Source organism: Flavobacterium sp. LC2016-01, assembly GCF_009711135.1.
Lineage (GTDB): Bacteria > Bacteroidota > Bacteroidia > Flavobacteriales > Flavobacteriaceae > Flavobacterium.
Genome location: NZ_WMIC01000013.1, coordinates 91,402 through 113,936 on the forward strand (window position 1 = coordinate 91,402; position 22,535 = coordinate 113,936).

At 33.5% G+C, this 22,535-nt stretch carries 25 protein-coding genes and 1 tRNA gene; 11 read left to right on the forward strand and 15 right to left on the reverse strand.

Annotation, left to right across the window (positions count from 1 at the left end; translation table 11 throughout):
- Positions 1-134: 134 nt before the first annotated feature.
- The gene (locus GKZ88_RS21350) at positions 135-653 is read left to right on the forward strand and encodes a hypothetical protein (protein WP_155104330.1); all 519 of its coding nucleotides are present in this window, start codon (positions 135-137) and stop codon (positions 651-653) included.
- 78 nt (positions 654-731) lie between these two features.
- On the opposite strand, the gene GKZ88_RS21355 is transcribed toward GKZ88_RS21350, so the two are convergent.
- The 12 genes from GKZ88_RS21355 to hisS all read right to left on the reverse strand — a co-directional run bounded on the left by GKZ88_RS21355 (position 732) and on the right by hisS (position 11,493).
- The gene (locus tag GKZ88_RS21355; protein WP_155104331.1) at positions 732-1,259 is read right to left on the reverse strand and encodes a GNAT family N-acetyltransferase; all 528 of its coding nucleotides are present in this window, start codon (positions 1,257-1,259) and stop codon (positions 732-734) included.
- A gap of 10 nt (positions 1,260-1,269) precedes the next feature.
- Positions 1,270-2,073: a Cof-type HAD-IIB family hydrolase gene (locus tag GKZ88_RS21360; protein WP_155104332.1), complete on the reverse strand. Its 804-nt coding sequence runs from the start codon at positions 2,071-2,073 to the stop codon at positions 1,270-1,272.
- Between the two features lie 94 nt (positions 2,074-2,167).
- Positions 2,168-2,386 (reverse strand): DUF2007 domain-containing protein, encoded by a 219-nt coding sequence (locus tag GKZ88_RS21365; RefSeq protein WP_026727963.1) that lies wholly within the window; start codon positions 2,384-2,386, stop codon positions 2,168-2,170.
- 20 nt (positions 2,387-2,406) lie between these two features.
- Positions 2,407-3,222, reverse strand: a complete 816-nt coding sequence (locus GKZ88_RS21370) for an alpha/beta fold hydrolase (protein WP_155104333.1) — start codon at positions 3,220-3,222, stop codon at positions 2,407-2,409.
- A 15-nt stretch (positions 3,223-3,237) separates the two neighbouring features.
- Positions 3,238-3,900 carry a DEAD/DEAH box helicase gene (locus tag GKZ88_RS21375; protein ID WP_155104334.1) on the reverse strand — a complete coding sequence of 221 codons (663 nt, stop codon included), beginning with the start codon at positions 3,898-3,900 and terminating at the stop codon, positions 3,238-3,240.
- A 98-nt stretch (positions 3,901-3,998) separates the two neighbouring features.
- Positions 3,999-5,162, reverse strand: a complete 1,164-nt coding sequence (locus GKZ88_RS21380) for a sigma-54 dependent transcriptional regulator (RefSeq protein WP_155104335.1) — start codon at positions 5,160-5,162, stop codon at positions 3,999-4,001.
- 100 nt (positions 5,163-5,262) lie between these two features.
- Positions 5,263-6,579, reverse strand: coding sequence for an ABC transporter permease (locus tag GKZ88_RS21385; RefSeq protein ID WP_155104336.1), 1,317 nt, complete (start codon positions 6,577-6,579; stop codon positions 5,263-5,265).
- A gap of 78 nt (positions 6,580-6,657) precedes the next feature.
- On the reverse strand, positions 6,658-7,587 hold the full coding sequence (locus tag GKZ88_RS21390; RefSeq protein WP_155104337.1) for an ATP-binding cassette domain-containing protein: 930 nt from the start codon (positions 7,585-7,587) through the stop codon (positions 6,658-6,660).
- A 165-nt stretch (positions 7,588-7,752) separates the two neighbouring features.
- Positions 7,753-8,862: a molecular chaperone DnaJ gene (gene dnaJ / locus GKZ88_RS21395; RefSeq protein WP_155104338.1), complete on the reverse strand. Its 1,110-nt coding sequence runs from the start codon at positions 8,860-8,862 to the stop codon at positions 7,753-7,755.
- An 81-nt stretch (positions 8,863-8,943) separates the two neighbouring features.
- On the reverse strand, positions 8,944-9,522 hold the full coding sequence (locus GKZ88_RS21400) for a nucleotide exchange factor GrpE (protein WP_155104339.1): 579 nt from the start codon (positions 9,520-9,522) through the stop codon (positions 8,944-8,946).
- A 349-nt stretch (positions 9,523-9,871) separates the two neighbouring features.
- A tRNA-Trp gene (locus GKZ88_RS21405) sits at positions 9,872-9,942 on the reverse strand.
- 120 nt (positions 9,943-10,062) lie between these two features.
- The gene (gene hisS, locus GKZ88_RS21410; RefSeq protein WP_155104340.1) at positions 10,063-11,493 is read right to left on the reverse strand and encodes a histidine--tRNA ligase; all 1,431 of its coding nucleotides are present in this window, start codon (positions 11,491-11,493) and stop codon (positions 10,063-10,065) included.
- A gap of 243 nt (positions 11,494-11,736) precedes the next feature.
- Here hisS and GKZ88_RS21415 point away from each other — a divergent pair, with 243 nt between their 5' ends.
- A complete protein-coding gene (locus GKZ88_RS21415) occupies positions 11,737-12,981 on the forward strand; it encodes an ABC transporter permease (RefSeq protein WP_196216506.1) in 1,245 nt (414 codons plus the stop codon).
- Positions 12,982-13,085: 104 nt separating this feature from the next.
- On the opposite strand, the gene prmC is transcribed toward GKZ88_RS21415, so the two are convergent.
- Together prmC and GKZ88_RS21425 are read right to left on the reverse strand one after the other, a co-directional pair.
- Entirely contained in the window at positions 13,086-13,940 is an 855-nt protein-coding gene (gene prmC / locus GKZ88_RS21420; RefSeq protein WP_155104341.1) for a peptide chain release factor N(5)-glutamine methyltransferase, read from the reverse strand.
- Between the two features lie 80 nt (positions 13,941-14,020).
- Positions 14,021-14,506 (reverse strand): GNAT family N-acetyltransferase, encoded by a 486-nt coding sequence (locus tag GKZ88_RS21425; RefSeq protein ID WP_155104342.1) that lies wholly within the window; start codon positions 14,504-14,506, stop codon positions 14,021-14,023.
- Between the two features lie 110 nt (positions 14,507-14,616).
- Here GKZ88_RS21425 and ribD point away from each other — a divergent pair, with 110 nt between their 5' ends.
- The 3 genes from ribD to GKZ88_RS21440 are packed head-to-tail and all read left to right on the forward strand — an operon-like array spanning position 14,617 to position 16,919.
- A complete protein-coding gene (gene ribD, locus GKZ88_RS21430; RefSeq protein ID WP_347343907.1) occupies positions 14,617-15,666 on the forward strand; it encodes a bifunctional diaminohydroxyphosphoribosylaminopyrimidine deaminase/5-amino-6-(5-phosphoribosylamino)uracil reductase RibD in 1,050 nt (349 codons plus the stop codon).
- On the forward strand, positions 15,659-16,261 hold the full coding sequence (locus GKZ88_RS21435) for an HAD-IA family hydrolase (protein ID WP_155104344.1): 603 nt from the start codon (positions 15,659-15,661) through the stop codon (positions 16,259-16,261). The genes ribD and GKZ88_RS21435 overlap by 8 nt, the downstream gene beginning before the upstream one ends.
- A gap of 25 nt (positions 16,262-16,286) precedes the next feature.
- On the forward strand, positions 16,287-16,919 hold the full coding sequence (locus GKZ88_RS21440; protein WP_155104345.1) for a YigZ family protein: 633 nt from the start codon (positions 16,287-16,289) through the stop codon (positions 16,917-16,919).
- A 31-nt stretch (positions 16,920-16,950) separates the two neighbouring features.
- Here the strand turns inward: GKZ88_RS21440 and GKZ88_RS21445 are convergent, their stop codons facing one another.
- Positions 16,951-17,355 carry a thioesterase family protein gene (locus GKZ88_RS21445; protein ID WP_133524814.1) on the reverse strand — a complete coding sequence of 135 codons (405 nt, stop codon included), beginning with the start codon at positions 17,353-17,355 and terminating at the stop codon, positions 16,951-16,953.
- 186 nt (positions 17,356-17,541) lie between these two features.
- On the opposite strand from GKZ88_RS21445, the gene dnaA reads away from it, so the two are divergent.
- From dnaA to GKZ88_RS21475, 6 genes are all read left to right on the forward strand, one after another.
- A complete protein-coding gene (gene dnaA, locus GKZ88_RS21450; protein WP_057116951.1) occupies positions 17,542-18,969 on the forward strand; it encodes a chromosomal replication initiator protein DnaA in 1,428 nt (475 codons plus the stop codon).
- Positions 18,970-18,978: 9 nt separating this feature from the next.
- Complete coding sequence (locus tag GKZ88_RS21455) at positions 18,979-19,446, forward strand: low molecular weight protein-tyrosine-phosphatase (RefSeq protein ID WP_155104346.1); 468 nt, start codon at positions 18,979-18,981, stop codon at positions 19,444-19,446.
- A gap of 60 nt (positions 19,447-19,506) precedes the next feature.
- The gene (locus GKZ88_RS21460) at positions 19,507-20,220 is read left to right on the forward strand and encodes an SAM-dependent methyltransferase (RefSeq protein ID WP_155104347.1); all 714 of its coding nucleotides are present in this window, start codon (positions 19,507-19,509) and stop codon (positions 20,218-20,220) included.
- Between the two features lie 19 nt (positions 20,221-20,239).
- Complete coding sequence (locus GKZ88_RS21465) at positions 20,240-20,698, forward strand: energy transducer TonB (RefSeq protein WP_155104348.1); 459 nt, start codon at positions 20,240-20,242, stop codon at positions 20,696-20,698.
- Positions 20,699-20,908: 210 nt separating this feature from the next.
- Positions 20,909-21,343: an energy transducer TonB gene (locus GKZ88_RS21470; protein WP_155104349.1), complete on the forward strand. Its 435-nt coding sequence runs from the start codon at positions 20,909-20,911 to the stop codon at positions 21,341-21,343.
- 45 nt (positions 21,344-21,388) lie between these two features.
- Positions 21,389-22,516: a methionine aminotransferase gene (locus tag GKZ88_RS21475; RefSeq protein WP_155104350.1), complete on the forward strand. Its 1,128-nt coding sequence runs from the start codon at positions 21,389-21,391 to the stop codon at positions 22,514-22,516.
- Positions 22,517-22,535 lie beyond the last annotated feature (19 nt).

Sequence of the window (22,535 nt, forward strand, 5' to 3'; positions counted from 1 at the left end):
ATTAATTTAATAATAAATCGGACATAACAATTTTGAAATTCAATCGTTATGTTGTTGTTTTGTGTAACAAAATGAAATGGGAAAGCCGAAAACCAAAGAGAGTAGGCAAAATCAATTACAAATACCACCACTTTATGAAAGCATTTTTACCCACAATCTGCTTGATGTTCTTAGCCATTTTTAGCTCGCAAGCGCAAACTGCTGCTCCAGCCACAAATCCATTTCCATCGATTAGTACTTTAACGACTTGGGCAAGTTTAAACTCTCAGCAACAATTTGATGTTGCCATTCGTGGTGTAGGTTTTAAATTTGAAGTTAAAGAACCAGGTGCAGAATCAACTGCTTATACTTACATTCGTAAAGTAACTGTAAATGAAGTAAATTATACGGACAGAATTGTTTACAGAATTACGAACAATAATTCAGCAAGTATTATTTCGCTAGTTACAGCTTCTACAGATTTAGTTAGTTTGTACACACCGCAATTAGCAACTTTCAAAAACAACAACTGTAAAACAGAAATGTCTAAAGACAAAAACACAACTTGCAGCTGTTACGAAAGTGCCGCTTATGCAATCGATCTTTGCGACGAGCGTGTAAAATTAACAATGGGTGACGGAAATAAATATTTTGTTTCTGTAGCTAAAAAATAATAAAAAGAAACTACGTTTTCCAAATCTTTGCAACCTTTTCTAAAGTTTACAAAGATTTGGAACGCATTTCTTAGAAAATTATAAGTTTGGATTTTTTATTTCGTACCAGACTTCAGTTTCTCCTTCATATTCAAAAGAGTTTACAAACTGTAAACCTAGTTTTTCGAGAATTTTCCTTGAATTTTGATTGCCTTCATCTGCGTAGGCATAAACAGAATCAACTTTCATTTCGTTGAAAGCATGATCAATAAAAGCTTTTCCTGCTTCGGTTGCATAACCTTTACCCCAATGTTTTTCAATAAAACGATAACCAATCTCGTAAAAGTTTTGATGGTTATTAATCTCGTCAGTAATAAATTTTATGCCTGACCAGCCAATAAATTCATTGGTTTCTTTTAGAATAACGGCCCAGCGTCCAGTTCCAAAATCTTTGTATTGCTGATGAAGATTTTCGATGTATGCTGCACTTTGTTCAATAGTGGTAACGGGTTTGTTACCGAGAAAAATATGCACATTTGGATTAGAATCCAATTCAAACATTCCATCAACATCCGAGAGAAGTAATTCTCTTAAAAGTAAACGTTCGGTTTCGATTGGATTTTTCATCAGAAGAAAATCAATTCAAAATATATTTTTGAACAACCTCAGCAACCCCATCATCATTATTTGAGGCTACAATCAAATCTGCTCTATCGCGCAGTTCTGGCGTCACGTTATCAACCCAAACGCCAAGACCCGCATATTCGATCATCGTCAAATCATTCCCTGCGTTACCAACAGCAATAATTTCTTCTTGAAGAATTCCTAATTTATCTGCCAGAAATTTCAAACTTGCTGCTTTATCAATTCCTTGCTGCGCTGCTTCAAGAAAAAAAGGTTTTGACATTGAAACACTTAAATGTGGCATTTTAGCTTTCAAATCTGCTTCTAATTCCTTCAATTCAGAAGGTTCTTTTAACAGAATACATTTTACTGCTGGCCTGTCAACATAGTTCTTAAAACTAGAAACCATAAGATGAGGCATCCCAGTGATTTCTTTTTCGATTTCTATAAATTCAGAATCGGTTTCGCTGATGATTTCATCATCTAAATAGGTAATGATATGTGTATTCATTTTCACGCTGTAATCATACAATTCGTGAATTTGTTCAACAGTTAATTTCTGTTCAAATAAAACAAGATCATCTTTTACACGGCTGATTATTGCTCCGTTAAACGAAATCATATAAGAATCGTTTATGTCTAACTCAAGCTCTTTTGCGTAAGCTGTCATTGCCGAAGTTGGCCTTCCTGAAGCCAAAACCACATAAACTCCTTTCGCCTGAGCTTCTAATAATACTTTTTTGTTTAAATCTGAAATTCTATGATCGTCTGTCAACAAGGTGTCATCCATGTCGAGCACTAACATTTTATATTGCATTTTTTTTAGTTTGCAGTATTCAGTATTTAGTATTCAGTCGCAGTTTGCAATTACAGCATGAAACTGTGACTAAATGCTGAACACTGAATACTATTTAAATACTCATTCTGAAATCTTCAATAACAGGATTTGCTTTTGCAAAATCGGTTTCTTGAATAAAAACCTCAACTGCCAAATCTGTTCCTCCAAAACCTCCCAAACGAGCTGATTGAATATTATCTTTTTTTACTGTTTCTACTCCAGCTTCTTCTAATCTTTCCTGTAAAGCAATTGCTAAAACTTCACTTCCCGAAAACACCTTCATTAATCCCATGACATTATATTTTTTATTATTTATTGTAATATTACTTTTAATTGTTCTTGAAAACTTTCATTTTCATTCATTTCAAGATGCCCTTGCCCTTTTAAAAGATACAAATGACCTTTAGAATCTAAAATTTTATTTAATCTGACTGAATTTTCAACTGGAATCAATTGATCATCTAATCCATGAAAAATATAAATTGGAGCTTTAACTTTTGGAAGATATTGATACGTTTCTAAATGAAACTTTTTCATAAAATCAGGAAAAAATCGGACTTTAGTTCCAGATAATTCTGTGAAACTAAAATAAGGAGACTGAAGAATTAGTGCTTTCGGTTTATTTTCTGAAGCTAAAATCGCAGCCAATCCTGAACCAATAGAATAACCGGCAATAATAATTTTATTTTCGGGATATCTTTCGGTCAAGCTTTTATATACCGCTGCAACATCTTTATTTAACTGTTCTTCGTTTTCAATTTCTCCTTCACTTTTTCCAAAACTGCGATAATCTAAAATAAAAATATCATAACCTAAATTGGTATAGCTTTTCGCAATTTTACCCCAAGTTTCAAGAGTTCCAGCATTTCCATGAAGATAGAACACAAGACCTTTCGAATTTTCAGCCTTAAATAATAAGCCGTTTAAATTTACACCATCAAAAGATTTGATATTCAGTTCTTCAAATGGACTTTCATATTCAAATTTATATTCTTTTGGAAGCGTTGCGCTTTGAAAAACCATTCCAACCTGATTAAAATATACATAAGAAACAATAATTACATAAATAATTGCGAAAAAAGCCAGAAGCGCAATCGTTAAAAATTTAAGCGTTTTTATCATTTCCATATTATATCGAAAAGTCTATTCTTCTTCTACGTCGTCTTCCTCTTCATCAAGTTCTTCCTCACCTTCTTCATCCATATCAAATAAATAAGGTTCGATCAGCATTTTATCTGCCAAAATTTCGATTCTTTCTGTTAAAGTTTCAGCAAAAATGATTCGTTGTGTTTTTGCAATACTGTTTGAAATACGCATAATTTTAGGGTCATTACGCAATTTCAAAATAGGATCAGCATCATCTAAAATAAACATTTTAAGACGATTTACATTGTAACCAGCCGTACTGAACATATCGTTTAGTTTTGTAGGTGTTCCAATCAAAACATCGATACCTGTAGAAATGTAGTTTTTATCATAATCCATATCGCCTTTGTCGTGAACACCATAAACTTCAAGATTGGTATATTTTCCATACTTCTCAAAAAGTTCTTCCATGGCCAGCACTTTTTCTTTGTCTTCAACAATGATTAATGCGCGTGGCGACTCTTCGTTTTTTCCAGCCAATTGCTGAATCACATTCAATACAATCGTTGTACTTTTTCCACTTCCCGCTGGAGAAACAATTATACAGTCGGCACCGCTTTTTATTGTCGAAAAGGTTTCCATCTGCAAAACATTTGCTTCTGTTAAACCGTTTTCAATTAGCCCGTCTTGTAATTTCTCGTTTATTTTTTTTAGTTTCATCTATTGAGATTGAAAAATTAAAAAATTGAAAAAATTGAAAAATTAAATCCGTGAACAAAATCTTTCAATTATTAAATTTTTAAATCATTAAATTAATTTTACTTGCTTGCGAACATTTTCACGTCATTTTCAGAGATTTCGTTTCCTCCTAAAATGATTAATCTTTCGACAACATTTCGAAGTTCACGAATATTCCCAGTCCAATCATATTCTTGCAATAATTGTATGGCTTGCGCCGAAAATACTTTGACTACATTTCCTTGTTCCGAAGCAATTTTCTCTGCAAAATGTCTTATTAGAGCCGGAATATCATCACGTCTTTCATTCAAAGGTGGCACTTTTATTAGAATAACCGCCAAACGATGGTATAAATCTTCACGGAAACGGCCTTCGGCAATTTCTGTTTTTAAATCTTTATTTGTTGCGGCAACTACGCGAACATCAACTTTAATATCTTTATCGGCACCAACTCTGGTAATCATGCTTTCCTGAAGCGCACGTAAAACTTTGGCTTGCGCCGAAAGACTCATGTCACCAATTTCATCTAAGAAAATAGTTCCTTTATCAGCCGCTTCAAACTTTCCGGCGCGATCTTTCACTGCCGATGTAAACGCACCTTTTACGTGTCCGAATAATTCACTTTCGATCAGTTCACTCGGAATCGCAGCACAGTTTACTTCAATTAAAGGGAAATTAGCGCGTTCGCTTTTTTCATGCAATTGATGCGCCACTAATTCTTTTCCAGTTCCGTTTGGCCCTGTAATTAAAACTCTGGCTTCGGTTTGAGCTACTTTATCAATCATCACTTTAATATGATTAATAGATTCGCTCTCGCCTATCATTTCGTAATTTTTGCTGACTTTTTTCTTTAGAATTTTATTCTCAACAACTAATTGTTTTTTATCTAAAGCATTACGAACCGTATTTAATAAACGATTCAAATCTGGCGGTTTTGAAATATAATCAAAAGCTCCCAAACGCATTGTATGAATGGCCGTTTCCATATCACCATGACCGGAAATCATAACCATCGGAATTTCTGGTTTTATCTTTTTTACTTCTTCTAAAACCTCAACACCGTCTAGTTTTGGCATTTTGATATCGCACAAAACCAAATCGTAATCGTTGTTTTTTATTTTTTCAAGACCGGCAACGCCATCTTCGGCTTCATCAACTTGATATGAATCATTTTCTTCTGATAAAATTTTCACCAAAACTCTTCTGATCGCTGCTTCGTCTTCGACAATTAGTATTTTACTCATTCTTTTTTAAGATACTAAGATGCTAAGATCCTGAGATTCTGAGTTTTTTTTAAGCTAAAATCTTAGCATCTCAGAATCTTAGAAACTTAGAATCTCTAAGTTAATATTTAAGCCACTTATACAATTCCTTCCAAGTTGGTTTTTTGCCGTACATTAAAATACCTACTCGGTAAATTTTTGCTGCGAACCAAACCACAAGGAAAAAGGTAGCAAACAATAATGATACCGAAATTGCAATTTGCCACCACGGCACACCAAATGGAATGCGCATTAACATAACAATTGGTGATGTAAGCGGAATCATTGAAAACACAACGGCAATAGTTCCATGCGGATCATTTACAACGGTAAAAAAACCAATATATACACTTAAAATCAAAGGCATTAATATTGGCAAAAGAAATTGCTGCGAATCGGTTTGATTATCAACCGCCGCTCCAATTGCCGCATAAAATGAACTGTATAGAAAATAACCTCCAATAAAATAAACTACAAAACCAATTATGATACTGGCAATTGGCAGATTCCATAATTCAGCAATATACATTTGTGCTGAACCTGAAAGTTCATGTTGTGCCGATTGCATTAATTCTGGTGAAATTCTCGCTGTTGGGCCAACATTTACACCAAAAAAAGCCGAAGCAGCAAACATTAATCCTAAACCAATAATCGCCCAAATCATAAACTGTAAAATTCCGGCCAATGAAGTTCCGACAATTTTACCAATCATTAACTGAAATGGCTTTACTGATGAAATAATGATTTCGATAATTCGGTTTGTTTTTTCTTCAATTACGCTTCGCATTACCATATTTCCGTAGATGATAATGAACATCATAATTAAATAACCAAATGCACCGCCGATAGCAATTTTTATTTCATTTAAACCTTTTAAGCTTTCTTCTCCTGACGCTTTCACCAAATGAATGTTCACATTTGACTGTGCTTTTTGAATAGCCAAAGTATCAAGTTTTGCTTCTTCCAGATTTAGTTTTGTAATTTTTGAGCCAATGATATCCTGAGTGTTTTCTATAAAAGAAATACTTGGACTGTTATTCGAAATAAATTCAATTTTGCTTTCTAAATCTTTTGAATTATTTGTTTTTGGAATGACAATTAATCCGCTGAAATTCTCTTTTGTAATACTGTCTTTTAAGGCTTTTACATCAATTTCAGATAAATTCAGGTATTTATATTCGCCTTTTTTCTTGTTTTGTTTTACGAAATCATTGGCAAATAATCCGGTTTCGTCATGAATTGCAATACGTTTTGTTTCAGCTTTCATTGAGCTCAAATAGCCAATAAAAACAGCTATCGCCACAAATAAAAGCGGACTCAAAAAAGTCATGACAACAAAAGATTTATTGCGGACTTTGGCAATAAATTCTCTTTTTATAATCAACGAGATGATGCTCATAAATATCTTAATTTTTCAAATTCCAAATTCCAATTTAAGAGTTTTAACATTGGGATTTGGAATTTATTTTTTGGAATTTTAATTTTTATTTTCAGTAACCGTTTGAATAAAAATATCGTTTACACTTGGGATTTTTTCTACGAAATGAGTTACTTGACCTCTTTGTGTTAAAAGATGCAGTAATTCATTTGGTGTTGCATTTCCTATTTGAATGTCTAATTTTAGGTCGTCATTTAAAGATTTAAAATTTGCCGGCGAAACCGTAAATTTCTGTGTAATATCATACATCAAACCTTCAACATTATCGGTTAGAATTCCAACTTCAAAACTATTGGTTTTAAACTGACGCTTTACATCACTTACTTTTCCTTCTATTAATTTATTCGATTTATGAATTAAAGCAATATGATCGCAAAGTTCTTCAACACTTTCCATTCTATGTGTCGAAAAAATTATAGTTGAACCTTGCTCTTTCAATGCTAAAATTTCGTCTTTAATAACATTGGCATTCACTGGATCAAAACCCGAAAAAGGTTCATCAAAAATCAGCAATTTAGGTTTGTGCAAAACACAGACCACAAACTGAATTTTTTGTGCCATTCCTTTAGAAAGCTCCTGAATCTTTTTATTCCACCAGCCCTGGATTCCCAAACGGTCAAACCAATATTCTAACTGCAGTTTTGCCTCGGCTTTAGAAAGTCCTTTCATCTGTGCCAAATACAAACATTGTTCTCCCACTTTCATTGAAGTATACAAACCTCTTTCTTCAGGAAGATAACCAATAGTCTGTACATGTTTTGGCTGTAATTTTTCTCCATCCAAAATTACTTCACCGCTGTCTGGCAGTGTAATTTGATTTATGATTCGGATAAGGGAAGTTTTTCCAGCTCCATTCGGACCTAAAAGCCCATATATACTGCCTTTTGGCACATTTAATGAAACTTCATTAAGCGCTACATAATCGCCATATTGTTTTACGACTTTATGTACTTCGAGTAAGTTGCTCATGCTATATTTTGGATTTTTCTGCGTCGCTCTTAACCATTGTGGCTCAGCGAGTGTAAAAGTAAATAATTACTAGCAAATCTGTGTACTAATGCACAAAAAACCCATCCTAAATTTAAGTTAGAATGGGTTTTAATATTTATTTGCCTTTTTTAGAAAAAGTACAGTTTATGAAAACATATCTTTTACTTTTTCAAAAAATGATTTCTCAGATTTTTCTGGATTTGGAGCAAAATGTTCATCGTTTAAAGCATTTTCAAAAAATTGTTTTTGCTCTTTATTCAATGTTTTTGGCGTCCAAACATTTACGTGAACCAATAAATCACCGCTTCCGTAACCGTTGATGCTTGGAATACCTTTTCCTTTTAATCTTAATATTTTTCCAGATTGAATTCCTTCTTCCAGCTTAATACGAACTTTTCCGTTGATTGCCTCAATATCTTTAGAAGCTCCTAAAACAGCTTCAGGGAAACTGATATATAAGTCAAAATGAATATTTTCGCCTTCACGTTTTAAAAATTCGTGCTCAACTTCTTCAATTACAACAATCAAATCACCTGGAATACTGTTTCCTGGCGCGTCATTTCCTTTATTAGAAACTTTTAACTGCATACCGTCAACCACACCGGCTGGAATTTTGATAGAAACTGTTTCGTCTTCTACCACCATTCCTTGACCATCTGCTTCAGAAGGTTTTTTATCTAAAATTTGTCCAGAACCGCCACAAGTAGGACAAGTCGATGCAGATTGCATTCTTCCCAAAATGGTGTTCGTAACACGCATTACTTGCCCTTGACCGTTACAAGTCGAACAAGTTTTGTATGTCACGCCTTTAGCCTGAACTTTACGTTTTACTTTTACTTTTTTCTCAACTCCATTTGCAATCTCTTCTAAAGTCAATTTTACTTTAATTCGAAGGTTGCTTCCTTTAGCGCGACGCGGACCGCCTCCGCCTCCACCGAAACCGCCAAATCCGCCTCCGAAAATGTCACCAAACTGGCTGAAAATGTCATCCATATTCATACCGCCATGGCCACCGCCAAATCCTCCAGAACCATCAAAAGCCTGATGTCCGTACTGATCGTATTTCGCTTTTTTATTCGGATCGCTTAAAACTTCATAAGCTTCTGCCGCAAGTTTAAAGTTTTCTTCTGCCTCTTTGTCGCCTGGATTTTTATCCGGGTGATATTTTAAAGCACTTTTTCGGTAAGCTTTTTTAATTTCAGCAGCGTCAGCATTTTTTGAAATGCCTAGTATTTCGTAAAAATCTTTTTTCATAATTTAGGTTAAATTCCAAATCATAAATTCCAAATTCCAATAGTTAAAAAATTGGCCTTTAGAATTTTACTTGCATTTTTTTTAGTTTCCGATAACTACTTTAGGGAAACGAATAATTTTATCTCCTAATTTGTAGCCTTTTTCAATAACATCAACAATTTTCCCTTTTAATTTGTCAGACGGAGCTGGAATTTGGGTAATTGCCTCAGCAAAATCAGCATTAAAAGCATCACCTGCTCTTACTTCAACTTGCTCTAAACCTTTAGAAACCAAAGTACTTTTCAGCTTTTCATGAATCAATTCAACACCTTTTTTCAGATTTTCATCATCAGATTTGTTGATCTCAACAGTCGCTCTGTCAAAATCATCTAAAACAGGAAGCATTGCTAACAAAACTTCTTGGTTTGCTGTTTTGAACAAATCGATACGCTCTTTTGAAGTTCTTTTTTTGTAATTTTCAAATTCGGCAAATAATCTCAAAAACTTATCTTTTTCTTTTGCCAAGTCATGAGCCAATTGCTCTTCAACACTTAATTCTTCAACAATTAACTGCTCTCCGTTGGCATTGTTTTCTAACGTTACATCATCTAATTCCTGATCGAATTCTGTATTTTCCGTAGTCATATTACTTTTATTTTTAAAAATATTCTTAAACTTCATTTTTTATTCTTTTTGTTGGATTGCAAAAGTACTGCCAAATCTTATAAAATGTCAAATTGTCACTTTATTAAAACTGAGCCTTTTAAAATCCAAATATACCCTAAAAAAATTTAGTATAATTTTAAGACTATTACGTTATAGTTTATTTTATCTTTGAAACTCAAATAAATCAAATCTATTACCTATCAAAATTGAATTTAAGGGTTGGCTCAGGCCTCAAAAATAATTATTAATTCAAATTTACCTTATATTAAAAAAAGCTTCGCCTTATACAGACGAAGCTTTTTTTTATGCTTTCCTTTTCACCTTTAACTCTTCAAAAGTTTCAGACAAATAATATATTTTATTGCACGGGCGGAGGGATTCGAACCCCCATCAACGGTTTTGGAGACCGCTATTCTACCCTTGAACTACGCCCGTAACTTAAGGTTGGCAAATTAAAAGTTTTTTTTCTTTACCAGCAACTTTTTCATGCAGAGATTTCAAAAGAAAATCCTTTAAATCCGCGCAATCAGAAGCAAAAACCTTTACTACAGACAGTTAACTCAACAAAGCATTTTTCAATCCGTCAAAATCAACAGAAACCTGATCACCTGTCACTAAATTTTTAAGTGAATAAGTGTTTGAAGCAATTTCCTGATCTCCCGCAATTACTGCAAACGGAATCAAACGTTTATCTGCATATTGAAACTGTTTTCCAACTTTTACATTATCAGGATACAATTCAACTTTTATATTTTCCTTTCTTAATTTCTGAATCGCTTTTGACGCATATAAAGCTTCTTTATCTCCAAAATTCAAGAATATTGCTTTTGAAGCTGCCACAACAGTTTCTGGAAACAATTCTAATTTTTCTAAAACCAAATAGATTCTATCCAATCCAAAAGAAATCCCGACACCACTCATATTTTTCAAACCAAAAATACCAGTCAAATCGTCGTATCTTCCGCCACCGCCGATAGAACCCATCGAAACGGTTTTTGGAGCACCAACTTCAAAAATAGCTCCAGTATAATAATTTAAACCGCGTGCCAAAGTCACGTCCAAATCTAAAATTGCAGTTGACAAACCTAAATCTGCAACATTGTCACATATAAATTTCAGTTCTTCAACGCCTTTCATTCCTTCTTCTGATTCAGCTAATAATTCTGAAAGCTGCTTAATTTTATCTGCAAAAGTTCCTGAAAAACTAAAAAGAGGCTGTACTTTTACTAAAGCTTCTTCAGAAATTCCTTTTTCAACCATTTCTTTTTTAACGCCGTCTTCACCAATTTTGTCTAATTTATCAAGAGCAACCGTAAAATCAATTAATTTATCTGAAGCTCCAATTACCTCAGCAATTCCAGATAATATTTTTCTGTTGTTGATTTTGATTGTAACGCCTTCTAAACCTAAAGCCGTAAAAACCGTATCATACAATTGAACCAATTCTACTTCCTGCCACAATGATTTTGAACCAACAACATCAGCGTCACATTGGTAAAATTCTCTATAACGCCCATTTTGAGGATTATCTGCTCTCCAAACTGGTTGAATCTGATATCTCTTAAATGGAAATACAATATCGTTTTGGTGTTGTACAACATATCTAGCAAACGGAACCGTTAAGTCATAACGTAAAGCTTTTTCTGAAATTCTGCTAGTAAATCTATTCAGTTCGATTCTCTGATTAAGATCAATTGTTTCTGCAGAATTAACTTGTAAAGCTTCAATAGATTCTGGTAATTCAATTTTTTTACTTTTATCATAGAAAAAATTACCTGAATTCAATATTTTAAAAATCAAACGGTCGCCTTCTTCTCCATATTTACCCATCAAAGTATCTGAATTTTCAAACGAAGGAGTTTCTATCGGTTGAAAACCAAATTTTTCAAAATTACTTTTTATGGTCTGCATAATATATTGGCGTTTTGACACCTCAGCTGGTGAAAAATCTCTTGTCCCTCTTGGTACGCTTGGTTTTGAAGCCATCTTTCTGTTTATTTTAGATTTCTGATTTTAGATTTTAGATTCCTTTGAGATCTAAAATCTAAAACCTTTAAAATTAATTTATTTCTAGATTTTCTTTAGATTGTTGGTTCTTCAGACTTTCGACTTTATGACTTTCCAACTTTCGACTTAATTAAGTCTGCAAATATCTTACTTTTTAAAATAAATAATAACAGTTCGAAAACAAACTTGTAACAAAAACCGTATTTTCGTGACAAATTGGTCATGATGCTAAAATTATTTAAAGAAAATATCCGAATTGCTTTTGGTTCCATCAAAACACAAATTCTTCGAACCATTCTTACCGTATTAATTATTGCTATCGGAATTACCGCTTTGGTTGGGATTCTAACCGTTGTTACGGCTTTAGAAAATACCGTTTCGACCAATTTTGCCTCTATGGGCGCTAACACATTCAACATCAACCAATACGAAAACAATCTAAAAAATCGCGGCGGTAAAGAACGTGAAATCATAAATCCGATTATTTCATATCCTGAAGCCGTTGCCTTTAAAAACAAATACAAATATCCATTTACAGAAACCTCACTTTCATTCACCGCAACTTCAAAAGCAGAAGTGAAATTTTTAGGCGAAAAAACAGATCCCGAAATAAAAATTTTAGGTGTCGATGAACATTTTATATCGAATTCAGGCCTGGAAACTACTTTAGGACGTTCTTTCAATCTGTTTGACATTGACAACAATACCTATTCCTGCATTGTAGGGTCCGATTTTGAAAAAGGTTTATTGAAAGATGTAAATCCAATTGATAAAATCATTTCAATTCGGGGCGCACGTTTTAAAGTAATTGGCGTTTTAAAAGAAAAAGGATCAACGTTTGGAAACAGTCAGGATTTACGCGTTTTAATTCCAATTCAAGTGGCCCGTTCCTTATTTACTGCACCAAATATCAATTACACTGTCAGCGTTATGGTTTCTAAAAAAGAACTTTTAGATCCTGCAATTGACAATGCCACCAGCGTTATGCGCCGCGTTCGTAAATTAAATCCGGTTCGAGACAACAATTTTGGCATTGGCCGAAGCGACGATTTAATAAACCGTATTCTCGGAATCACACAATATTTAGGCTGGGCTTCTTGGATTATTTCGATCATAACAATTCTAGGATCGTCAATCGCGTTGATGAACATTATGATTGTTTCTGTTACAGAACGCACACGCGAAATTGGTGTCAGAAAAGCTTTAGGCGCAACAAAATCAACCATTTCTGTTCAGTTTTTTATCGAAACTTTACTAATTGGACAAATTGGCGGATTGGTCGGAATTGTAATAGGAATTCTGCTTGGATTTGCCATTGCGACGGCTATGAACTTTGCCTTTGTTATTCCGTGGAGTGCTATTTTTGCTGCTTTTGCTACTAGTTTTACCGTTGCTATAGTTTCGGGATTATATCCGGCAATAAAAGCATCAAAATTAGACCCAATCGAAGCTTTGCGATACGAATAGTTTTTTTTTAGTGGTCAGTACTCAGGTTTTTAGTGTTCAGTTTTAGCTGAAAACTATAAGGATCTTTTGGCTGAACACTAAAAACCTGAACACTGAACACTCTCTTAAATATTCGTTTTTATCATTCGGTCATTATCATAAATATCTTTTCGAAGTTCGATATTTTTGAAATTCAGTTTTTCAAGCATTTCTTTCGTTTCTTTACCCAGATACTGATTAATTTCAAAATACAATTGCCCATTTTCCAAAAGGTTTTTCTGAGCTAACTCGGCAATTTTTCTGTAAAAAATCAAAGCGTCGTTGTCATCAACAAATAAGGCTAAATGCGGTTCAAAATCCAGAACATTCTTCTTGATTTCAGCTTTTTCTAAATTACGAACATAAGGCGGATTTGAAACAATGATATCATAATCTGATTTCAAAATATCTAATTCCAATATATTCTTCAGCATAAAAGTAACCTCCACATTATTGTTTATGGCATTTCTTTTAGCTGTCTCTAATGCTTTTTTAGACACATCAATAGCATATACTTTTGCATTTGGAAGATTTTTAGCCAATGAAATAGCGATACAGCCGCTTCCAGTTCCAATATCTAAGATTTTGATTTCTTTAGACTTGTCTATATTTTTATTTTCGTTGATAATCCATTCCACCAATTCTTCGGTCTCTGGTCTCGGAATCAAAACATTTTCATTTACTTCAAACTCCAAACCGTAAAAACTCGTTTTCCCAAGCAAATACTGAATCGGAACTTCATTTTTAAGTTCTTGCAATAGTGAATCCCAAACCACAAAATCTTTCTCTGAAAAATTCAGTTCGTGATTTAAAGCTAAATCAATCTGACGTAATTTATGTTTGTCGTCTAAAATTAAATAGAAAAAACTCTCCGCTTCATATGCATCATAAAAAGGCGATAATTCTTTTATAAACTGAGTACGGTATTGTTTGATTTTCATTTTTAATATCTGAGTATTTTTTCAGCAAAAGCCAATTTCTTTCAAAATAAGTGTCGGAAAATCTAATTTGTTACAAGATTTTACAAAACTTTCAACATCCAAACCGGGCAAGAACTGTGCCCAGTACATCCTAATGGAGCATCTAAATATTCAAAACCTGATTTTTTATACAATTTTTGGGCATCATGCATAAATGGCATCGTTTCAATATAGCATTTTTTAAAGCCAAAATTCCTTGCTTCATTCAGACATTTTTCCATCATTTGGCCTCCTATCCCTAAACCTCGTGTTTTTGGCAAAAAATACATCTTTTGCAGTTCACAAATTTCTGGATCGCCATTTTCTAAAGGTGCAATACCGCAACAACCCACGATTTCACCTTCATTTTCAACAACAAAATAAACTGATTTCGGTTTATTATATTCTTCAAACATTAAATCCAGATATGGATCTGCGTATGCTGTACCTACTTTAGGAATTTCCATTTCATCAAAAACAGAACGTATTAATTCAGCAACTGCTTTATTGTCCTCTTTTTTAATTGCTCTAATTATGCAATTTTTCATAATTCTTTTTATTCATGTAATATTTACAAAAGTAAAAATACTTTTTCGATAGTTTCCCAACAATCCTGTTAACTATTGAGACTAAAGTCAAAATTAATTACTTTTGCACAGTGAATATACATGAGAAGTACATAAAACGCTGTATCGAACTTGCCCAAAATGGTTTTGGAACAACTTATCCAAATCCGATGGTGGGCAGTGTAATTGTTTATGAAGACCAAATTATCGGTGAAGGCTGGCATAAAAAAGCTGGCGAACCGCACGCCGAAGTGAATGCGGTTCGATCTGTGAAAGATAAATCGCTATTAAAAAAAGCAACAATTTACGTTAGTTTAGAACCTTGCTCTCATTTTGGCAAAACACCTCCTTGCTGTGATTTAATTATTGCCAATAAAATTCCGAATGTTGTTGTTGGAACTGTTGATCCTAATGAAAAAGTCGCAGGAAAAGGAATTAAAAAACTGCTTGAAGCTGGTGCAAATGTTACGGTTGGTGTTCTTGAAGACGAATGCAACGAACTTAATAAACGCTTTTTTACTTTTCATCAAAAAAAACGTCCTTATATCATTTTAAAATGGGCCGAAAGTCAAGACGGATTTTTAGCACCAGAAAAAGAAATGAATCAGGAACGCAAACCGGTTTGGATTACCAATCAATATTCAAGACAATTGGTTCATAAATGGCGAAGTGAAGAACAGGCAATTTTAGTAGGAACTCAAACTGTCATTGAAGACAATCCTAAATTAAACACTAGAGATTGGTCAGGAAATAATCCTGTACGAGTGGTTTTAGATCAGAATAACCGAATTTCAAAAGACAGTTTTGTTTTTGACAACAGTGTAAAAACAATTGTATTTTCAAAAGACGGAAACAATTCCTCAACTGAAAACACCATTTTTGAAAAGATTGATTTTAATGAAAATCTAATTTCTCAGATTTTAAACGTTTTGTATCAGCATCAAATTCAGTCTATAATTATTGAAGGCGGAAGACAAACTTTACAATCTTTTATTGATGAAGATTTATGGGATGAAGCCCGAATTTTCATAGGAGCAACTCATTTTGAAAAAGGCATAAAAGCACCGATTATCCAAAAGAAAAACACAATCAAAACCAATATTCAGAACGACGAATTACTTTATATTACAAACCATGATTGATACGATAATTTTTGACTTTGGCGATATTTTCATCAATTTAAACAAACAAGGAACCATTTCAGGATTGCAAAAATTAGGCATGACCGAATGGAATTCAGAAATGGATCGTTTGAATTTATTATATGAAACTGGCGATGTTTCGTACGAAGATTTTTTAGGCGGATTTCAAAAAGAACTTCCAAATGCTTCAGTTGAAGAAATTTTAAAAGCTTGGAATGCCGTTTTAGCCGATTTTCCAGCGTACCGACTTGAGTTCTTAAAGGAGCTTTCAAAAAAATATCGTTTGTTTCTTTTGAGCAATACAGATGCTATTCATATTGCCACTTTTGAAAAAACAGTCGGCATTCCTTTTTATACTGACTTTTATAACTGTTTTGAAAAAGTTCATTTTTCGTTTGAAATTAGAAAACGTAAACCCAATGCAAATTCTTATCAGCATTTAATTGATGAACATCATTTAATCCCAGAACAGACTTTATTTGTTGACGACAAAAAAGAAAACACAGATGCTGCTGTTGCTTTAGGCCTTCATGTATGGAATTTGCAAGTTGGACAAGAAGATGTTGTCGATTTATTTAGCAAAGGAATATTATAAAAAATTAGCCATTTAGATTTTAATTTTGGAATACAGCGACACTTATCAAACCATTGCATTTGAATCTGAAGAGATTCTTTTTAAAGAAAAAGGAAGCAAATTCTTTGGCTACGCTTTTCCTATTGAAAACGAAGACGAAGTAAAACCCATTATTGAAAACCTAAAAAAACTGCATCCGCATGCCGTGCATTACTGTTATGCTTATCAATTAGGAACAGCTCCGAAAATATCATACAGGGCAAATGACGACGGAGAACCCAGCAATACTGCCGGCGCACCCATTTATGGTCAAATTCAGTCTTTCGGATTAACGAATATTCTTGTAGTCGTGGTTCGTATTTTTGGCGGTGTAAAATTAGGAGTTGGCGGTTTAATCGCTGCTTACCGAACAACTGCGCAAATGACACTTGAAATTTGCGAAATTGTTGAAAAAACAATTGATGTTCATTTTTTAATCTCTTTTGATTATAAAAATATGAATAAAGTAATGCGGGTTATTAAAGAAAAAAAGCTGGAAATTATTTCTCAAGAAATGGAAATAGAGGAAAATTCCGATATTCCAATTGGCAAAATAATCACAAAAACGCGAAAAAAAAATGCCGAATCTGTATTCGACATTTTTGATTTAATGTTTGAAATCGACATTAAAATTATATAAATTAACACTAAAACATAGCTCATTTTAACAATTATACCAGTGTTTTAAATAATTCTAAAATGTAATCTGGAGGCGCTGTTGGGCGGCCCGTTTTTAACGAAATAAATACTAAAATAAACACAGCCGTTGTTAATAACTCACCCGCTTCGTTAAAGATCTCACAGTCGAATTCGATCTTTACAGAAGACTGACTTTTGAAGGTTGTATGAATTGTAAGAAGTTCATCATAACGCGCTGATTTTTTATAATTTATTTGCATCGAAACAATTGGCAGGCCAATCCCGCTTTCTTCCATGCTCGCATACGAAATCCCTTTGTTTCTAAGCCATTCCACGCGTCCGATCTCAAAATAAGGCACATAATTTCCGTGATAAACTACTCCCATTTGATCAGTTTCGGAGTAACGGACACGCACTTGCGTTTGATGATTTTTCATTCTTTATATATTAAAAATAATTAATTCTAAAAATAACTCTTACAACATTTTTTTATAAAATTAGACACCAAAATATTTTTTTTTACAGAAATTTGTTCACATATTTGTTATCCCGAAATACGGAGAAATTTTGCTCCTTTTTTATTAGGAGAATCTTTATCAATAATAAAAAACTTATCTGAATCTATGACTAAAACTGCTCAATCGGTATGGGAAAACTGTTTGTCCTTTATAAAAGACAATATTCAAGATCAAGCTTACAAAACTTGGTTCGAACCAATCAAATCAGTTGAGCTAACCGACAACGCATTATATATTCAGGTACCTAGTAAATTTTTCTACGAATGGTTAGAAGAACATTACGTTAAATTATTGAAAGTTGCGCTTACCAAAGAACTGGGAAAAAACGCAAAGTTACTCTATAAAATTAAAATGGAGAACACTTATGGAAACAAACAGCCGTTTACCGAACAGCTGCCAAGTTCCAACAGAGTGCCTATGAAACCGCAAGAGGTTGACGCTCCGTTTAAAAACTTAAATCCAGAGCTAAAAAATCCGTTTGTAATTCCTGGTATCAGAAATTTAAAAATTGAGTCGCAATTAAATCCAAATTACAGTTTTGATAATTTCCTTGAAGGAGATTCAAACCGTTTGGCGCGTTCTGCAGGTATGGCTGTTGCTAATAAACCTGGAGGAACTTCATTTAATCCATTGTTGATTTTTGGTGGAGTTGGTTTAGGAAAAACGCACTTAGCACACGCTATTGGTGTTGAAGTAAAAGACAAATATCCTGAAAAAACGGTTTTATATATTTCTGCCGAAATTTTCACACAACAATATATTGATTCGGTAAAAAAGAACAATCGTAATGATTTCATTCACTTTTACCAATTAATCGACGTTTTGATTATTGATGACGTTCAGTTTCTTTCTGGAAAATCTGGAACGCAGGACGTGTTTTTCCATATTTTTAATTATCTGCACCAAAACGGAAAGCAGGTAATTTTAACTTCAGACAAAGCGCCTGTTGATATGCAGGATATTGAACAAAGATTATTATCTCGTTTTAAATGGGGATTGTCTGCAGAATTGCACCAGCCTGATTACGAAACACGTATTTCAATCTTAAAAAACATTTTGTACCGAGATGGTGTTGAAATGCCAGAAGACATTTTAGAATATGTTGCACGCAATATCAAAACTAACGTTCGTGAACTTGAAGGAGCAATTATTTCGTTAATCGCTCAGTCTTCTTTCAACAAAAAAGAAGTTACGATTGAGTTGGCAAAAAGTGTTGTAGAGAAATTTGTTAAAAACGTAAAGAGAGAAATCTCTATCGATTATATTCAAAAAATTGTTTCTGATTATTTCCAATTAGATATCGAAACACTTCAATCAAAAACAAGAAAAAGGCACGTTGTTCAGGCAAGACAATTGGCCATGTTTTTTGCAAAGAAATTTACTAAAGCTTCTTTGGCAAACATTGGTTCACAAATTGGAGACCGCGATCACGCTACCGTTTTACATGCTTGTAAAACTGTTGATAATTTAGTTTCTACAGACAAACAATTCAAAAAATTTGTCGAAGACATCAACAAAAAATTAACGCTATAAACGCGAATCATGCCAGTAAAAATTTTAATGGTTTGTTTGGGAAATATTTGCAGATCTCCTTTAGCAGAAGGTATTTTAGCATCAAAATTGCCCACAGACAAATTTATTGTTGATTCTGCAGGAACAGGATCATGGCATATTGGACATTGTCCTGACAAGCGTTCTATAGATGTTGCCCGCAAAAACGGAATCAACATAAGCGAGCAAAAAGGCAGACAAATTAAACCTGCTGATTTTGATGAATTCGATTATATCTATGTAATGGATAACTCGAATTTTCGCGATGTAGTTCATTTAGCTAAAACTCCTGAACATAAAAATAAAGTTCGTTTGATTTTAAACGAATTATTCCCAGATGAAAATGTCGATGTTCCGGATCCTTATTATGGTTCTGCAAATGGTTTCGACAACGTTTACCAGATGCTGGATGAAGCAACGGATTTAATTGCTGATCAACTTCTAAAAAAACATTCTTAATTCAATTCAATTGTTTCTAAAAGAGAGATAGTTGAATTTTTTAATTTTAAACAAATACACATGAAACTTCTCGGAAAATTATATCTTATTCCAACTACAATGGGCGAAAGCGATCCGATGGATGTTTTACCGCAAACGGTAAGAAGAACCATCGAGCTTATCGACCATTATATTGTTGAAAACGATAAAACAGCCAGAAAATCAATAAAAGCAGTTTATCCCGAAAAAAAGCAATCTGAATTGGTGCTTTTTACTCTTAATAAACGTACTCAACCAAGCGAACATTTAGATTTTATAAAACCTTTATTAGAAGGAAAAAATATGGGATTAATGAGCGAAGCCGGCTGTCCGGGCGTTGCAGATCCTGGTGCCGTAATTGTAAAATTAGCGCATGAAAAAGGAATTCAAGTTGTTCCTTTAGTTGGCCCTTCTTCTATTTTATTAGCCATGATGGCTTCTGGAATGAACGGCCAGAGTTTTACTTTTAACGGTTATTTGCCAATTGACAAAGACGAGAAAAAATCGGCATTAAAGTATTTTGAAAAATTATCTCAAGACAAAAATCAATCACAGCTTTTTATAGAAACTCCATATAGAAATAACAAATTGGTAGAAGATCTTTTGCAGATTCTAAATCCATCAACACATCTTTGTATTGCGACCGACATTACATTACCAACAGAATTCATTAAAACAATGAAAATTTCTGATTGGAAAAAATTAAAAGTAGATTTACATAATCGACCGACGATTTTCATTATTCATAAAATGTAAACTAAGTTTAAACCACTATATGAAAAAGTTGTTAATCGTTATTGTCATTTGCTTCTTCCAAAATGTTTTTTCACAAACCATTCCGAAAGGCAAATCAACTCAAAAAACAGAAGCCCCAGCTGAATATGTTCCGTCAAATACGCAAGCTGTTAATGAAGATGACGATCAAGTTTACAATACTTCAGGAGTAGATGTCATACCTCAATTTCCTGGAGGAATGAACGAATTTTATAAATTCATCAGCAAAAATTATATTGTCCCAAAAGAAAAACCATTTTTTGTAAAAGGAAAGGTGCACGCTACTTTTGTTATTGAAAAAGACGGCTCACTAAATGAAGCAAAAATATCAAAAGACATTGGCTTCGGGACAGGAAATGAAGCTATTCGCGTTTTACAACTATGTCCTAAATGGTCTCCGGCAAAATTAAAAGGAAAAGAAGTGAGGGTATTTTATGCCATTCCTATCGTTATAAATTAATATCTTTAATCTCTCACATAAGTTTCTCCAAAATCAAACTTTATCATGAGTAAACTCCCAAACGTAACTACAAGCATTTTAACGGTAATTTCTAAAATGAGAGCTGAATACAATTCGATAAATCTTTCGCAAGTCATCAAAATTTAACCTTCACAATCGACCTACGATTTTTATCATTCATAAAATGTAAACTAACCTTAAAACCACCATATGAAAAAGTTTATCCTCCTTATTTTGATTTGTTCGGGACAAAACATGTTTTCCCAAACTGTATTTCCTGAAAAGAAAAAAAATGAAGTTCTCACTATAGATACGCAAGCGAAAGAAACTTCCGAAGAAAATCAAATTTACAATACAGCAGGAATTGATGTAAGACCTGAATTCCCTGGAGGAGTAGAAGCAATGAACGCCTTTATAAAACAAAATTTCAAAATTCCAAAAGAAGGTTTAAAAGGAAAGATATATGCCATGTTTGTTATTGAAAAAGACGGATCATTAAGCGGTATTAAAATTTTAAGAGACATTGGATACGAAACAGCTGCAGAAGCCATAAGAGTTTTACAACTATTTCCAAAATGGAGCCCAGGACAACAAAACAATAAAACCGTTAGAGTCCTTTACTCTATGCCGATAATAATAAATTAAGTTTATCTTATTCACTCACAAGTTTCCCTAAAATCAAACTTTATTATGAGTAAACTCCCAAACATAACCACAAGCATTTTCACGGTAATGTCAAAAATGGCAGCTGAATACAATGCAATAAATCTTTCACAGGGATTTCCAAATTTTCCTGTTGATGAAAGATTAACGGATATTGTTGCCCGGTTATCAAAGGAAAACGTCCATCAATATACACCAATGGCAGGTTATCCGCCATTGATGAACAAAATTGCGAAACTAACTCAGGATTCTTATAACAGAACAATTAATCCTGAAACAGAGCTTTTAGTTACAGCAGGCGCGACACAGGGAATTTTTACTACAATTTTAGCTTTAGTAAAAGAAAATGACGAAGTGATTATTCTCGATCCGAGTTATGATTCGTATGAATCTCCTGTTTTACTCTGCAAAGCAAAACCAATTCGGGTTGCATTGAACGATGATTATACTCCAAATTGGGACACCATCGAAAAAGCCTGCTCAGAGAAAAGCCGCATGATTATCATCAATAATCCGCATAATCCAACAGGAAAAATATTAAACGAAGCCGATTTTCTTCAATTAGAAAAAATACTTTCAAAATATCCGGATCTTTTAGTTTTATCCGACGAAGTTTACGAATACATTACTTTCGAAGAAAAACATATTTCGGCACATACCAAAAGTTTTCTTTTAGACAGATGTATTATGGTTTCTTCTTTCGGGAAATCATTCCATATTACAGGCTGGAAAATTGGCTACACGATTGCACCGGAATATTTAATGAAAGAAATCAAGAAAGTACATCAGTTCTTGGTTTTCAGCGTCAACAGTATTTCTCAAGTTGCCATCAGCGAATATTTAGATGTTGTTGATGTCAATTTGCTTGGAAAATTCTATCAGGAAAAAAGAGATTATTTTCAAAAACTGCTTCAAAATAGCCGCTTTGAACTAAAACCATGCGAAGGAACTTACTTCCAAGTAGCTTCTTATGCTAATATTTCAGATGAAGATGATGTTACTTTCTGCAAAAATCTAATCATCAATCACGGCGTTGCAGCGATTCCAATTTCAACTTTTTATTCTGATCATAAAGACCAGAAATTGATACGTTTTTGTTTCGCCAAAGATAATTTCACCTTAGAAGCTGCCGCAAAAAAACTGTGTGATATATAAAGTTTATCAAAATTTTATA

Bases quoted from the DNA above. Each gene is read 5' to 3' on its own strand.
- GKZ88_RS21350 (WP_155104330.1), top strand. From the start codon at position 135: ATGAAAGCATTTTTACCCACAATCTGCTTGATGTTCTTAGCCATTTTT.
- GKZ88_RS21355 (WP_155104331.1), bottom strand. From the start codon at position 1,259: ATGAAAAATCCAATCGAAACCGAACGTTTACTTTTAAGAGAATTACTT.
- GKZ88_RS21360 (WP_155104332.1), bottom strand. From the start codon at position 2,073: ATGCAATATAAAATGTTAGTGCTCGACATGGATGACACCTTGTTGACA.
- GKZ88_RS21365 (WP_026727963.1), bottom strand. From the start codon at position 2,386: ATGGGATTAATGAAGGTGTTTTCGGGAAGTGAAGTTTTAGCAATTGCT.
- GKZ88_RS21370 (WP_155104333.1), bottom strand. From the start codon at position 3,222: ATGGAAATGATAAAAACGCTTAAATTTTTAACGATTGCGCTTCTGGCT.
- GKZ88_RS21375 (WP_155104334.1), bottom strand. From the start codon at position 3,900: ATGAAACTAAAAAAAATAAACGAGAAATTACAAGACGGGCTAATTGAA.
- GKZ88_RS21380 (WP_155104335.1), bottom strand. From the start codon at position 5,162: ATGAGTAAAATACTAATTGTCGAAGACGAAGCAGCGATCAGAAGAGTT.
- GKZ88_RS21385 (WP_155104336.1), bottom strand. From the start codon at position 6,579: ATGAGCATCATCTCGTTGATTATAAAAAGAGAATTTATTGCCAAAGTC.
- GKZ88_RS21390 (WP_155104337.1), bottom strand. From the start codon at position 7,587: ATGAGCAACTTACTCGAAGTACATAAAGTCGTAAAACAATATGGCGAT.
- dnaJ (WP_155104338.1), bottom strand. From the start codon at position 8,862: ATGAAAAAAGATTTTTACGAAATACTAGGCATTTCAAAAAATGCTGAC.
- GKZ88_RS21400 (WP_155104339.1), bottom strand. From the start codon at position 9,522: ATGAAGTTTAAGAATATTTTTAAAAATAAAAGTAATATGACTACGGAA.
- hisS (WP_155104340.1), bottom strand. From the start codon at position 11,493: ATGGCTTCAAAACCAAGCGTACCAAGAGGGACAAGAGATTTTTCACCA.
- GKZ88_RS21415 (WP_196216506.1), top strand. From the start codon at position 11,737: ATGATGCTAAAATTATTTAAAGAAAATATCCGAATTGCTTTTGGTTCC.
- prmC (WP_155104341.1), bottom strand. From the start codon at position 13,940: ATGAAAATCAAACAATACCGTACTCAGTTTATAAAAGAATTATCGCCT.
- GKZ88_RS21425 (WP_155104342.1), bottom strand. From the start codon at position 14,506: ATGAAAAATTGCATAATTAGAGCAATTAAAAAAGAGGACAATAAAGCA.
- GKZ88_RS21435 (WP_155104344.1), top strand. From the start codon at position 15,659: ATGATTGATACGATAATTTTTGACTTTGGCGATATTTTCATCAATTTA.
- GKZ88_RS21445 (WP_133524814.1), bottom strand. From the start codon at position 17,355: ATGAAAAATCATCAAACGCAAGTGCGTGTCCGTTACTCCGAAACTGAT.
- dnaA (WP_057116951.1), top strand. From the start codon at position 17,542: ATGACTAAAACTGCTCAATCGGTATGGGAAAACTGTTTGTCCTTTATA.
- GKZ88_RS21455 (WP_155104346.1), top strand. From the start codon at position 18,979: ATGCCAGTAAAAATTTTAATGGTTTGTTTGGGAAATATTTGCAGATCT.
- GKZ88_RS21460 (WP_155104347.1), top strand. From the start codon at position 19,507: ATGAAACTTCTCGGAAAATTATATCTTATTCCAACTACAATGGGCGAA.
- GKZ88_RS21465 (WP_155104348.1), top strand. From the start codon at position 20,240: ATGAAAAAGTTGTTAATCGTTATTGTCATTTGCTTCTTCCAAAATGTT.
- GKZ88_RS21470 (WP_155104349.1), top strand. From the start codon at position 20,909: ATGAAAAAGTTTATCCTCCTTATTTTGATTTGTTCGGGACAAAACATG.
- GKZ88_RS21475 (WP_155104350.1), top strand. From the start codon at position 21,389: ATGAGTAAACTCCCAAACATAACCACAAGCATTTTCACGGTAATGTCA.